Raw genomic sequence first — 14829 nt, forward strand, 5'->3', positions numbered from 1 at the left:
TAAATTCCCCCTTATAATTTTGGTTTTTTTAAAGAATAAGCGATGTTTTGTACAAGTAAAACACCATCTTGAACTCCCTCAATAATGACCTCGGTTCCTTGTGAAATATCTTTCTTTCCAATTGTTTTCGCTGGTATTGCATTACTTCCAAATTGAGAGGAGATTAACACTTCTCCAAATCCTTCTCTAGGGATTGTAGTAATGACTTCTCCCTTGCATCCTATAAATTCATCCATGCGTTGGACAGTATTTTGTTCTGCTTCTGCAATTGGTTTTAAAATTAGTATTTTCATTATGAAAACACCGATAAAAGATATAGCAAATGAGGCCCCGAAAATAACGAGACTGTTATAGGAGTATAAATATTCTCCTATATAACTAAGTCCACATAACATGGCGAAAAAACTAAGTAGCAACGTTACAACGGATACAGATCCGCCCCCAACACTAAATATTGATTCAAAAATATCTCCAAAAAAGATATAAATAACAGTAAGTATAGTTGCAATTATAAATCCGTATAAATAAATTGTTTCAAGTGGATAACCGAACAACATCATTTTTATCCCCCTTTCTTAAACAATCCCTTTTTTGTTATGTGTATGCCTCACCTCTTTCAAAGATTATTAATCTTAATTTTCAGTTATTTAATTTTTAAAGAAAAACCTGTAAGACAGGTCTCTAAAAAAGAACAGGAGAAACCCATTGTGACAGGCTCCTCCTAGTAAATAACCGATATATTGTATATCTATATAATATACTATTTTCCACAAAAAGTAAAGTTAAACATACATTGGAAGAGTACTTATTTTAGTGATAATGAGTACGTTCCATCGCCATTATCATATTTATATACATACAAGTAATACTTACCTGGTTTTGCATTTAATTTTGCTTCTATATGATTTCCATTAGCTTGACCGTAAGCAGCATAATTTTGCATATCTGATTCATGGTGAAGTACCCACGTCATCCCAATTCCATACTCATTTAAAACAGAAATATCGATATCTTTCGCTGATGCTACATTAAATGTATAAACATCGGTGTGATCCCCGCCGATAAGGCTACCTTTTATAGTAGTGTTTAGTCCGATACGATTTGCTTCCTCTGGACGATTATTTGGTTCAGATTCTGTTAAACTTCCATCTTTAACCGTAACAGTTGTTTCACTTCTACTCTCTTTTCCTTTATCATCTTTTACTCTTAACGCTACTTTATAAGTTCCTTCTTTTTCATATGCATGTACTGGATTAACTTCCGTACTTGTTCTTCCGTCTCCAAACTCCCATGAATAAGAAACGATTTTTCCATCTTCGTCGTTTGATCCATCACTTTTGAATTGAATTCCTTCTTTTACAAGCCCATTATAAGGACCGTTTATATGAACTGTCGGAGCTTTATTCTCTCCGTCATCTTTTGCGATACCATGGAAGACTACATCATATTCAAATTGATTGGAATTATTCACACGGTAATTGACGAAATATGCTGTAACCGTTTTGTAGCCGCTCCATTCTTTTTGCGCCAATTGTTCTAAAGCTTCATTTACTCTTTTACCCATTGCGTTCCAGTCTTCTGATTCATCTTTTGTTACATCACCTGTAAACGTACCTTCTAATGTAAATGTATTAAAGAATTGAGACTCATGTTTTGTCATTTTTGCATCTTTCATAGACAACGTCTCACTAATTTCTTTCTTCACTTCTGTTAACGATTTTGGTGCATGTTCAGCTAAATAATCATCTGCTACTTCCGGTACATTATACTTATCTTGATTATCAATTAGCTGCTGCATATACTCTTGATACTCTTTATTTAGCTTAGAGTCTTTACTTAGATTTTCACGATATGCATCATAACTTGTCACGTCATTCGCGCGAATTAAATCTTGAATTTTATCAAATGTTTCAAACTGATGCGTATATAAGTAAGACTGCAATGCGAACGAGTAGTTATAGAAATCCCAAGAACCATATTTAGCAAATAGTGTACGCTCTGCTGTATAACGGCTTGCAGGATCAGATGATAATCCGCTAATGATGCTCTTTCTCGGTACTACATTATTTGTACGAGTAGATCCTGCGAAAAATTCTGCATTCCCTTCTTGGAACCAAGTTAATCTTTCATTTTGATACATATCTCCTCTTCCAAATAAACCGGGAACTTCATATCTCCCTTGAAGATAATGAGTGAACTCATGACGGAATAACTCTTCTAAACTATAAATACTTTGCTCTGGCGTACGCTCATATGTAAAGAATGTACCTGTCTCTTCAATATAAATTCCACCGTTGTTTGTTTCATATCCATACAATTGTCTATTTAACTGATATTCATCTGGAGTATTATAGATTACTATCGTTAATACGTCGTCTGCATTACCTTGTTCTAAAGCTTTGTCATTTCCGATTACGCGGTGATATTGCGCTTTTACTTCCTTCGCAGCCCAATATAATCTCTTAATTTTTTCTTCTGACACTTTATCCCCAGTTTTAAACACAATAGATCCATCGTCGAATGTATACGTTTTTGGTAAGTATTGCTCTTTGCCTTCTTTACGTATCTTCTCTAAATCTACCGTATTCCCGCTATAATCTTTCCCATTATAGTTTGTTGTAATTTGTTCTACCGCAACAAAATACGGTTCGCTTAAACGTGGATACATATGCATTGCTTGTGTAACAACCTCTAATCCTTTATTTGGATTGCTATGAAACTTTCCTAAACGGCTAGCAAAATAAATTCCATTATTAACGAGCCATTTATTTTCTGGCGTTACTTCATTTAGAAGAGCAATACGATTTATTTCATTAATAAACCCATCTACTTTTCCATACCACATCGTTTCATTCGCTTCTTTACGAGCCTCATTTAAGTAAGACTGTATATCATAATCAATGCCTTGCATCATATCGTACACAGCTTGTCCTTTCATACGATCGTCTACATATGTATTAAAATTATCATTATATTGTTTTAAAATATTCGATGCGTATTGCACCGGTTCAACATCACTTGATGCATTACTAATTAATTTACCGTATGCAGATACGACTGTATCTTGCTCATTTGTTCCAAGCTTAAAGTTTGGATTTTTTGCAATAGCTTTTAACGCTGGTAAACATTTGTCCTGGAAGCTTCTTTCATTTAAAGCGCTTAATTCTTTATTATAAAATGCAAGGTAAAACGCCGAACGTAATACTTCAGTAAACGTTTGAATCCCTTTCGAGTCATCTTTCGTAAATGTACTACCTCTATGAGCTAATTCGTCTATAATTACTTGCATTTTTCCTTTGTCCTGATAAAAAGTTTTCGCGTCTTCATTAAACTGGAACAAGTCTGTAATTTGATTCCACTTAATACTTCCTAACGTTTCAATTAATTCTTGATCATTCATTTTGTTTAAATCAGCCATCGAATAGCTTTCTTTAACTTGCTTTACTTCTGAACTCTTCATAATAGCTGCTGGTCGCTGTGAAAAGTCTCCTACTTTTAAACGTTCTTGAAAAGATAATGTTTCATCAACCTTAGAATTGTGTCCAATCTCATCTACCGGTTTTTCAATTCCAACTGGTTTCGAATGCAATACATTATATGGAACTTTTTCTTCCGCTGACACATGAGTTTGAATTGCACCTAACGATAGAGCCATTGTACTAATACTAAGCATGACTTTATTGATCTTTGATTTCTTGTTCATATCATTTCCCCCTATGTAAATATTCCATTCACGAACTTAACATATTATCCAGATAAAATAATATAAAATGCAATATTTCATATTATTTCTTCATACATTTTGAACATATAGTGAACGAAAAGGACTTACAATTTTTGCTACAATCGCTCCATTATTTAAGCGATCGAAACATCCTCGTATCAATATCCTTCCCCTATTCAAAAAGACCTTATCATAAGCATATTTCAACATGAAATTGCTATGACAAGGTCTTCTCAGAAACTCATATAATCATTTTATATAATAATAAGATAAAACGTTTTTTATTTCTTAAATAATCTCTTTCTAAATACAAACATACTTAGTGCTGAAAGAACAAGTGCTAATCCAGAAAATAAAGTCGATGTGTTAGCTTGACCACCAGTTGCTGCTAAAGACTTCTTATTTTCCTCTTGCTTATTAGCATGTTGTTTATTTGAATCTTTTTCTTTCGCACTCTCTTGTCCTACGATTGTCACTGGCCCAACTTGATTATCCTCTTTTGTCTCTTGATCCAAACCAGTTGCTGATTCTTTTACCTCTTCTTTCGGCCCTTCAACTTCTGTTGCTGATTCTTTCACTTCTTCTTTCAGCCCTTCAACTTTTGTTGCTGGTTCTTTCACTTCTTTTTTCGCTTCTTCAACTTCTGTTGTTGGTTCTTTTACTTCTTCTTTCGTTTCTTCAACTTCTTTTGGTGTTTCTTTTACTTCTTCTTTTTGCCCTTCAACTTCTGTTGCTGGTTCTTTCACTTCTTCTTTTTGCCCTTCAACTTCTGTTGCTGGTTCTTTCACTTCTTCTTTTTGCCCTTCAACTTCTGTTGCTGGTTCTTTTACTTCTTCTTTTGATCCTTCAATTTCTTTTGTTGGTTCTTTTACTTCTTCTTTTGATCCTTCAATTTCTTTTGTTGGTTCTTTTACTTCTTCCTTCGTTTCTTCAACTTCTTTTGTTGGCTCTTTTACTTCTTCTTCCGTTTCTTCAACTTCTTTTGTTGGCTCTTTCACTTCTTCTTTTGATTCTTCAACTTCTTTTGTTGGTTCTTTCACTTCTTCTTTGGGTTCTTCAACTTCTTCTTTTTCAACTATATTCTGGATAACTGTTCCGTTAAATCTTATACTAATTTCATCAGAATCTAATTCAAATTTATATACCTTTTCGCCTGGAGTACTCCATTTTATTACTCCGTTATTAAGCGTTCCACCCTCACTTGTCAGTTTTATATTTTCAATGATTTCTCCTTCTAAATCATATACAGGAACTTGAATTTCTTCATTTACTTTTGCATCATTTAAAACGATATTTTGTCTTCCGACATCAATTGTAAACCACTGACCTAATTGTATTAACGGCCTTATATCACGAATCTCATTTCCAGCTAATTTTAAACTAAGTAAGTCTAACATTGAGCCAAGAACCGATACATCTTTTATACGATTGTCTGCAAGATTTAACCACTGTAGATTTTTCAATGAAGATAACGGTGTTATATCTTCAATTTGATTATGAGATACATTCATAGCGTTCAATTGTTTTAAGTTTGAGATAAACTCAATATTTTTCAAGCCTACTCCTTCTAAAGTGAGGTTTTCTAAGTTCGTCATGTACTCTAAACCTGTTACATCTTTTATCTCTTTTCCTTTTTCTTTAAGTATCTCTAATTCTTTAATCTGTAATAAATCTTCTTTTGTTATAGGGGCATTGAGATTCTCTCTACCTAAATTTTCTTTATTAATATGTTGTTGTAGAGTTTTATCAAGAATTACATTTTTACTGTCTTTTTGTTTTTCAACTATATTCTGTATAACCATCCCATTAAATCTTATTTTACTTTCAGCAGAATTCGTATCTAGTTTAAATTCATATATTTTTTCTCCAGGACTATTCCATTTTATAAATCCGTTATTCAGAGTAGCACCCTCATTTTTCAAATTAATATTTTGAAGTGGTTCTCCTTTAAGATTGTATATTGGAATTTTTATTTCCTCATCTACACTTGCTTCATCTAAAAAGATTTTTTGTCTTTGAATATCGATGTACATTCTTTTTCCTAATTCTTGAACAGGTCTAACATCACGAATTTCATTCGAGCCCAGCTTTAAATCATATAAACCTGTTAATTGACTAAGTGGCGTTATATCTGAAATATAGTTTTCCTCTAAATTAAGTGATTGTACAGTAGATAATCTTAATAAAGGTTCGATGTTTTTTAATTCATTTTTAGAAAGGTCTAACTCCACTAACTTTTTCATTGAGGTAATATGCTCGATATTAGTAAGTCCATTGTTACTTAAAGATAAATTTTTTACATTTTTCAATTGCTCAATCCCAGCAAGATTAGCATTACTAATTTGATTATTTGCCAAAGTTAGAGTCCTTAAAGAAGTTACTGTAAACAGTGGTGTTATATCTTTTATATAATTACTATTTAAATCTAACATTTTAATCTTCTTCATTTGGCTCAATGGGCTTAAATCTGAAATTTTATTGTTTCTTAAACTTAAATTCTCAATATGCTCTAACTCATCCAAAGGTCCAATATCTTCAATTTCACCATAGGTTATACTTAATGATTTTAATTGTCTCAACTTCGAGATAAACTGTGTATTTTCTAACTTAACTTCTTCCAACGTTAAGTTTTCTAAGTTCGTCATATATTCTAGACCGCTTACGTCTTGTATTCCTTTATTTTTTGCCTCAACAACTATTAAAGATTTAACTTTTAATAAATCTTCCTTAGTTATTGGAGTATTTAGATTCTCTCTATTTAAATTATATTTATTAATATGCATTTGTAATTGCTTATCTAATATTACATTCGCACCTTCATCTTGTTGTTCCACTTTATCCTCTTTATTTTCCTTTTGTTCTTCTGGAACATTGTTTTCTAAATTTAATGTATTTACTTCAAACTGCACTTGATACTTATTATCATAGGCCATTGTCGGAATATAAATGTGCATCTGCATATTGTATCTTTTCCCTAATTCTCCAACTTCAAATTGAATCACTTTCGTCCCATTTTTCTTTTTATCCTCAGATATTACTTTCACATCATGAAACACACCAGGAGTATGAATATCCTCTGTTTTCAAGTATTGAAAGAAATCACTATCACTTAACGTTGCCGTTATAATTTTCTTTCCATTCTCAATTGTTAAATTCGGATCCTTTATATAAACAGCTGCCATGGACTCTTCATTTGTTTTATCTTTATACGCTTTAATAACAGCATCATATGTACCATCTTCTAAAGCATGTCCAGCTTTATTCGCCTCAATTGCTACTGCTGCTAAAGCAGGTGTTGAATACACAGCAAACGGGAGTGATAACGCCGCCGCTATAATCATTGCATTTATACGTTTTCTTTTATTTTTTTTCAACTTTACATCTCCTCCAAAATATATAAATCAAAATGTAATCATTTCTCGAATAAATGATAATGATTTTCATTTTCATTGTCAACTAACAATATAAATATTTCGCAAAAACTTCACAAAAAAATAATCCCTTTAAAAGGGATTATGCCATCTTTTCACCCGATTCTTCTTTAAAGAAGCTTTTCATCGCATGGAATACATCTGCTTTTTGCTTTAAAATATAATATCTGAAATTCTCATCTTTAATATTTTTATAAGCTGACATTAGCGTACTATGGCGGTTGTACTGATTCACTTCCCCATATCCAAACATATTACATTTTTTCATCAACTCTTCCACAAGCTTTACACATCTCGCATTATCCGAAGTTAAATTATCACCATCTGAAAAGTGGAATGGATAAATATTATAGCGGTCTGGCGAATATTTATTATCGATTAACTCAAGTGCTTTTTTGTATACAGAAGAACATATTGTTCCCCCACTTTCTCCTTTTGAGAAAAACTCTTCTTCTGTAACGACTTTCGCTTCTGTATGATGAGCAATAAATTCAATATCAACTGTTTCATATTTTGTACGTAAAAATCTCGTCATCCAGAAAAAGAAGCTACGTGCCATATACTTCTCCCATATTCCCATCGATCCACTCGTATCCATCATCGCTAATACAACAGCCTTTGAATCTGGCTTTAACACTTCATTCCAAGTACGGAACTTTAAATCTTCTTGGTGAATTGGATGGAAGGATGCTTTACCACGCATCGCATTTCGTTTATACGCTGATATCATCGTTCGTTTCTTATCAATATTTCCCCACAATCCTGTTTTTCTAATGTCATTAAATTCAATATGTTCAATCCGATTTTCATCCATTTCTTTTCTCTTTAAATTAGGTAACTCTAATTCTTTGAAAAACGCTTGCTCCAATTCTAAAATTGAGACTTCTGCTTCATAATAATCTTCCCCAGCTGCATCTCCTGCACCTTGCCCTTTTCCTGGGCCTTTTTGTTTTTGACCACCTGATCCATCTCTCGCAACGACATCACCAACTTTGCTGTCACCGTTTCCTTGCCCGACATGTTTATTTTTATCATAATTATATCTAATCTTATATTCATCTAAAGAACGAATCGGTATTTTCACAACATCCTTGCCATTAGACATAACAATACTTTCTTCTGTTACAAGATCGGGTAAATTATTCTTAATTGCCTCCTGCACTTTTTCTTGATGGCGTTGTTGGTCGTCATATCCTTTGCGATGGAGGGACCAGTTTTCCTGTGAAATTGTATAATTTGGTTGGTTTTCTTCGCCCATTCCTTTCCCTCCTTACTGTAATTGTCTTCCTCTATGAACAGCAATCTATAAATTTTGTTCTGTAATATGCCAAACTAGAATATTTGAAAGGTAACTGCCCATTGAAAATCATCCCATAAACATATATAGCGTTTTTCATACAATACTCCGAGCACCCTAAACAAAATTTTGCCACTCACATAATAGAAAGAAACATTCAGCCGTTGATAAGAAAGAAACACAATGCACTGTTGCACACATTTTCGTATTGCAACATATTGTATTGTGTTGGCTTTTTTCGTATGAATGGTTGGTTACTCTATCATATGCATATTGTAAAAATAATTGACAATAAATTCATAAAATCGCATCTTAATTTATTATATTTGGACAAGCTATGACACTTTTTACAAGTATCAATAGATAACAAAACGCCGTCCCAAGAACAAGAGACAGCGTTTTGTTATCAAACTATCGATTTAACAAACTACCTACATAGCGTAATAATTCATTCGCAGATGAAGAATTATATCCATGCTCATCAATTAAGCGTGCAACAACATCATTGATTTTCTTAAGCTGATTTTCGTCTGGCGTTTTCGTTGATGTTGTAATTTTCACTATATCTTTTAAATCAGCAAATAGTTTTTTCTGAATCGCTTCACGAAGACGTTCATGTGAATTATAATCAAAGCGCTTTCCTTTACGGGCATAAGCAGAAATTCGAATTAAAATTTCTTCACGGAATGCTTTCTTAGCATTTTCTGAAATTCCAATTTGCTCTTCAATCGAACGCATAAGTTTTTCATCCGGGCTCATTTCCTCTCCCGTTAACGGATCACGTAATTTTGATTTATTACAATACGCTTCAACGTTATCTAAGTAGTTATCCATGAGTGTCTTAGCTGATTCCTCGTATGAATAAACAAACGCTTTTTGTACTTCTTTCTTAGCAATTTCATCGTACTCTTTTCTCGCTAATGAGATGAAATTCATATAACGCTCTCGGTCTTCATTACTAATCGATGGATGCTGATCCAATCCATCTTTTAACGATCTAAGTACATCTAGTGCGTTAATAGATGGTACCTCTTTTCGAATAATTGTAGAAGAGATTCGGTTAATAACATAACGAGGATCAATACCCTTCATACCTTCATCTTGATATTCGCGTTGCAATTCTTCTACATCAATCGCATTATAACCTTCTACCGTTTCTCCATCATATAAACGCATCTTCTTAATTAAATCAATATCCGGACGCTTCGGATCTTTTAAACGAGTTAAAATAGTGAACATTGCTGCAACACGAAGTGTATGCGGTGCAATATGAACATTGGACACGTCACTTTCACGAATCATTTTCTCATAAATATGTTCTTCTTCACTAACTCGTAAATTGTATGGTACTGGCATTACAATAATCCTTGAATGCAATGCTTCATTTTTCTTATTCGCTATAAATGAGCGATACTCTGTTTCATTCGTATGAGCTACAATTAATTCATCTGCTGAAATAAGCGCAAATCTTCCTGCTTTGAAATTCCCTTCTTGTGTAAGCGATAATAAATGCCATAAAAATTTCTCATCACATTTTAACATCTCTTGGAATTCCATCATACCGCGGTTCGCCTTATTTAATTCTCCATCAAATCGATACGCACGTGGATCTGATTCTGAACCATATTCTGCAATTGTTGAAAAATCTAGACTACCTGTTAAATCGGCAATATCTTGTGATTTTGGATCTGACGGACTAAATGTACCAATCCCTGTACGGCGATCTTCAGAGAAGAAAATACGCTCTACAACTACATCCTCAATTCTTGATCCATATTCTTGCTCTAAACGCATCACATTTAATGGTGATAAATTCCCTTCAATTCTTACTCCATACTCATCAAAGAAGTCATCACGTAAATGGTGCGGAATTAAATGCAATGGATCTTCATGCATTGGGCAGCCTTTAATCGCAAAAATAGCTCCACGATCTGTACGTGAATATGTTTCTAATCCTCGTTTCAACATCGTAACTAAAGTTGATTTACCACCACTAACAGGACCCATTAATAATAAAATACGTTTTCTAACATCTAATCGTTTTGCAGATGGATGAAAATATTCTTCTACAAGGCGTTCTAATGCATCCTCTAATCCAAACAGCTGATTACTAAAGAAATTATATTTCCTTCTACCATCAACTTCTTCAATTCCGGCATCTTTTATCATATTGTAAATGCGAGAGTGTGCTGTTTGAGCCACCCATGGTCTTTCTTTCACAAGCTCCAAATACTCCGCAAACGTACCTTCCCATTGTAAACGTTCTTCTGCTGCTCGATGCTGTTCAATCTTTTTTAGAATATCCATTATAGCTCCTCCCCCATCTCCTTGTTCAATCGGATTATTATAAAAGGTATGCTAGGATGTCCTTAAACATTCTTTAAATCAAAACGAAATATATAATAGCTCTATAAAATTCTCTCCAAAATTCAAAGAAAATTCTGTATAATAAGGGTATTAACGTTTTCATGCTACTATTCATTGTAAATAAATTCTTTTCTTCTAGGAACCTTACATACATTTCGATTCACAAATAGGATTCGTAAACCGAAAAAGTAAGGAGGAAATTAGTATGAAGTTATTATTAATTTTAGGTGTATCACTCACATTTCTTACAGCTATTTTCACATCTGGTTATAACGATAAACCAGGTACACATAAAAAGTGATGTGCTTTTTAGCACATCACTTTTTTTCTTGTTTTTATAAACTATTTAAAATAAATATTTTCCACATCGCATATCGATAAAGGACGATTATAAAAATAACCTTGTACGAGTTTCACATTCTTTTCCTTTAAAAATTGTATTTGTTCCGCTTTTTCTACTCCTTCTGCAATTACATTTAATCCTAGAGTATGTGCTAAATGAATAATTGCAGCCGTAATATTCGTATCTCTTTCATCTATATGTATACCTTCCATAAAAGAACGATCAATTTTTAACGTATCAATCGGATATGTTTTTAAATAACTTAAAGATGAATATCCCGTTCCAAAGTCATCTAAATGAATCTTTAAATTTTGTTCTTTTAACTGCAATAGCACTCTTTTCGATACATCTTTATGTATAAGAGCCCCTTCTGTAACTTCTATTGCTAATAAATGAGGGGGTACATTGTACTTGTTTAAAGCGCGTGTAATCATCTCTATCAATGTAATAGAACGAAAATGTCTAGCTGAAATATTAACTGCAATTGGTACAACTTCATATCCTTTATTTAACCATTCACGTATTTGTTTACACACTTGATGTACTACCCATTCATCAAGTTTAATAATAAATCCTGTTCTTTCAGCAAGTGGGATAAATTGATTTGGCGAGACCAATCCTAGCTCCTTATTCTCCCACCTTATTAATGCTTCCATACTGGATATCTTTCCCGTTTCAATATTAATTTGAGGTTGATAATATAGGAAAAATTCATCTTTCTCTATAGCACGATGTAACTGATTTTCTATTATAAACCTTTGTTCACGTTCACAATCTAATCCACTACAATAGAAATGATAATACCCTTTTCCTTTTTCCTTGGCTTTTTCCAAAGCTGAGTCGACTCTTTGGAAAAGTATTTTTTCATCCATTCCATCTTCTGGGGCCATTACAATCCCAATTGATGCACTCAAATAAACATCCTCTTCTTCTAGTACAAAATGCCCACTAATTTTTTTTAGTATTGTTTGTGCAACTTCCTCTACGCATTCTCTCGTTATATTTTCTATTAACATAACAAATTGATCATCATGTTCTCTAAATAAATGCATATCTTCTATTTTTACGTCCCGTAAGCATTCAGTAACTTTTTTTAAGACTTGATCTCCTTCTTTATGACCAAATGTATCATTAATAAGGTGAAATTCATCCAAATCTATAAAAACCAATGCGAATTTTTTATTCTCAGCTAAAAATTCATTTAGTTTATTTGTACATGATATTCTATTCATTAACCCCGTTAACTGATCGAAGTAAGCCAAATATTCTGTTTTCATCTCATTTAATACTTGCCTTGTAACATCCCTCGTAACTATGTACACCCCGACGATTTCACTATTCACAATAATGGGGATTGTCCTAACGGAAATATAAAGTTCATATCCTTCTTTATGAATATATTTCTTTGCAACAATTTGTTTTGCTCTTCCCTGTAAAGCCTCCTTAAATATAGTTTGAAAAGCTTGTTCATATTCCTTATTTATAAACTGAAAAACAAATTGATTACTTAGTTCTTCATATCGATATCCAAATATTTCATATGTTGCTGGATTTGCATATGTAATTCTACCAATAGAATTTACAGATACAATGGAGTCATTATTATATTCTAATAATGACTTAAATAACATTTGTTTTTCTTCTATTTCCACTTTTTCCTTAACCTGTGCTGTAATATCCCTAGTAATACAAATAATAAACTGACATATTCCATTTACATCACATACTGGATTAAGTAAAGATTCATAATGTATATTACCAGTTGGCAAACTAATTACATCACAAAATGTATTTGCTCTCGCTTCTCTCATTACTTTTGCATATTGCCTTTGTAATACCCTTGCCGTATCTTCTGGTAATACTTCTGCAAAAGTTTTCCCATAACATTCTGTTCCTAGCCTGGCATGATCCATCCCTATTTTATTTACATAAATATATTTAAAAGTTTCATCATCAATAACTTTCACAATAAAAACTAAATCTTGAATAGCATGTAGCAGTCCCTGTCTTACTAAATCCATATCTATCATACTTAAAAAGGTATTTTGATTATTATATTGTTCCTTCATATTTATCTCAACCCGTCTTATCTATTTTTATTCATATACCTCATTCTATATGAATATGTACCTTTTTTAAAATGTATGATTACATATTTTCTAAAAAAAATAAAAAAGTCGCCAAATGGCGACTTTTAATAAACGATTTCTAAATCTAATCCTGGATAATTTTGTTGACGGAACGCTTCATAAATTAAAATTGCTGCTGTATTAGATAAATTTAATGAACGTACTTTATCCGTCATTGGAATACGTAAACAATGATCGAAGTTTTCTTCAATTACATTAGCTGGTAATCCATTTGTTTCTCTTCCAAACACGAAATAGTAATCCTTCTCACGTTTGCTATAATCAAATGCTGTATGAGCTTTCTCGCCATACTTTGTTAAATAGAAGAATTCACCATCTTTATTTTTCTCATAAAATTCTTCGATTGAATCATAATACGTAACTTTTACGTGCTGCCAATAATCTAATCCTGCACGCTTTAACATTTTGTCATCCGTTGAAAATCCAAGCGGTCTAATCAAATGTAATTCTGTTCCAGTTGCTGCACAAGTACGTGCAATATTTCCTGTATTTGCTGGAATTTCTGGTTGATATAAAACAACATGTACTCCCACGCGATATTCACCTCTATTTTTTGTCTACTACGTATTATACCACTTGAATGAAAAATCTCTACCCATTAATGATATGAAAGAATTTATATTTCATTTGCGGTGTATATTTACTAGAGTCTTCATAATTCCAATAACGCCGACGGCTATTCGCTGAATGTGCATTTACAAGCGGCATACCATCTGCGTCTTTTGCTACTACAATTGTCGTATGATTCCACCTACCATCATCCTCAAAATCATACGCAATTACATCGCCAAGAATTAGGTCTTCTGGCTTTTCTACCGCTTCTGCCCGAAGCCCTGTTGTAGCACCTGACAAATACCAATAAAAAGAGTGTGCTACAGCCCAGCTCCAACTCCATTGGTTTCCCCTTTGCCACCACCCTTTACGAATATTAGGATGTCCGTTCATTGGCACTTCTCCAGTGTGCAGACATTGTGAAATGAAATTTGTACAATTATCAGGGAAATTACGGTATGCAGGATTGCGATCATCCCACCAACGCTCTGCATATTTCACTGCCTCTAAACGATTATATTGATATGAACCGTATTTTTCTTTCGTGACTTCTCGTTCTAACTTTTCACCTATCCCTATTTCTTCTGACACCTCAAGAGCATAATCATCTATTATACGACTATTTTTTAAACAAACTCGCCGTTTTAATTGTTCCTCTTCGATATAAAATAATTCTTTATGCTTAATTAAATATTTCAAGTGTACTTGATAATCAATTTCTTGATGCTCACTACTATTTAATTGTCTAATGAAAGAAATATCCGCAGTTGCTTTCACTATATCTGCACTACGTTTTTGAAACAATTGTTTCTTTCTCTGTACCATTCGTAATAAATCTTCAGCAATACCATCCACATCAGTTCGTTTCTCTGTGATATATGCTAAAAACTGTTGTACTTGCTTTTCAATATTCGCTTTTACAATCATTTCGTCTCCCTCCCATATTACAATATGAAAAAGGGAAA

General features: G+C 33.0%; 8 protein-coding genes. All 8 read right to left on the reverse strand.

The features are described 5' to 3' along the window. Positions 1-11 precede the first annotated feature (11 nt). The 8 genes from ACP6L7_RS25215 to ACP6L7_RS25250 all read right to left on the reverse strand — a co-directional run bounded on the left by ACP6L7_RS25215 (position 12) and on the right by ACP6L7_RS25250 (position 14791). The gene (locus ACP6L7_RS25215) at positions 12-560 is read right to left on the reverse strand and encodes an NfeD family protein (RefSeq protein ID WP_097832252.1); all 549 of its coding nucleotides are present in this window, start codon (positions 558-560) and stop codon (positions 12-14) included. A 245-nt stretch (positions 561-805) separates the two neighbouring features. Continuing rightward, on the reverse strand, positions 806-3703 hold the full coding sequence (gene colA / locus ACP6L7_RS25220) for a collagenase ColA (RefSeq protein WP_430529464.1): 2898 nt from the start codon (positions 3701-3703) through the stop codon (positions 806-808). 302 nt (positions 3704-4005) lie between these two features. Further along, positions 4006-7098, reverse strand: coding sequence for an NEAT domain-containing protein (locus tag ACP6L7_RS25225; RefSeq protein WP_264448594.1), 3093 nt, complete (start codon positions 7096-7098; stop codon positions 4006-4008). Between the two features lie 139 nt (positions 7099-7237). Beyond that, a complete protein-coding gene (yhbH, locus tag ACP6L7_RS25230; protein ID WP_016089393.1) occupies positions 7238-8413 on the reverse strand; it encodes a sporulation protein YhbH in 1176 nt (391 codons plus the stop codon). A gap of 450 nt (positions 8414-8863) precedes the next feature. Continuing rightward, positions 8864-10759, reverse strand: a complete 1896-nt coding sequence (locus tag ACP6L7_RS25235; RefSeq protein WP_000353273.1) for a PrkA family serine protein kinase — start codon at positions 10757-10759, stop codon at positions 8864-8866. Between the two features lie 402 nt (positions 10760-11161). Beyond that, positions 11162-13231, reverse strand: coding sequence for a sensor domain-containing protein (locus tag ACP6L7_RS25240; protein WP_097832523.1), 2070 nt, complete (start codon positions 13229-13231; stop codon positions 11162-11164). Between the two features lie 125 nt (positions 13232-13356). Next, a complete protein-coding gene (gene trmL / locus ACP6L7_RS25245; protein WP_000538149.1) occupies positions 13357-13845 on the reverse strand; it encodes a tRNA (uridine(34)/cytosine(34)/5-carboxymethylaminomethyluridine(34)-2'-O)-methyltransferase TrmL in 489 nt (162 codons plus the stop codon). Between the two features lie 58 nt (positions 13846-13903). Beyond that, positions 13904-14791 (reverse strand): amidase domain-containing protein, encoded by an 888-nt coding sequence (locus tag ACP6L7_RS25250; RefSeq protein WP_097832524.1) that lies wholly within the window; start codon positions 14789-14791, stop codon positions 13904-13906. Between the last annotated feature and the right edge of the window lie 38 nt (positions 14792-14829).

This window comes from Bacillus silvicola, from assembly GCF_050524305.1.
Classification (GTDB): Bacteria; Bacillota; Bacilli; order Bacillales; family Bacillaceae_G; genus Bacillus_A; species Bacillus_A cereus_AT.

Bases quoted from the DNA above. Each gene is read 5' to 3' on its own strand.
- yhbH (WP_016089393.1), bottom strand. From the start codon at position 8,413: ATGGGCGAAGAAAACCAACCAAATTATACAATTTCACAGGAAAACTGG.
- ACP6L7_RS25240 (WP_097832523.1), bottom strand. From the start codon at position 13,231: ATGAAGGAACAATATAATAATCAAAATACCTTTTTAAGTATGATAGAT.
- ACP6L7_RS25235 (WP_000353273.1), bottom strand. From the start codon at position 10,759: ATGGATATTCTAAAAAAGATTGAACAGCATCGAGCAGCAGAAGAACGT.
- ACP6L7_RS25250 (WP_097832524.1), bottom strand. From the start codon at position 14,791: ATGATTGTAAAAGCGAATATTGAAAAGCAAGTACAACAGTTTTTAGCA.
- ACP6L7_RS25215 (WP_097832252.1), bottom strand. From the start codon at position 560: ATGATGTTGTTCGGTTATCCACTTGAAACAATTTATTTATACGGATTT.
- colA (WP_430529464.1), bottom strand. From the start codon at position 3,703: ATGAACAAGAAATCAAAGATCAATAAAGTCATGCTTAGTATTAGTACA.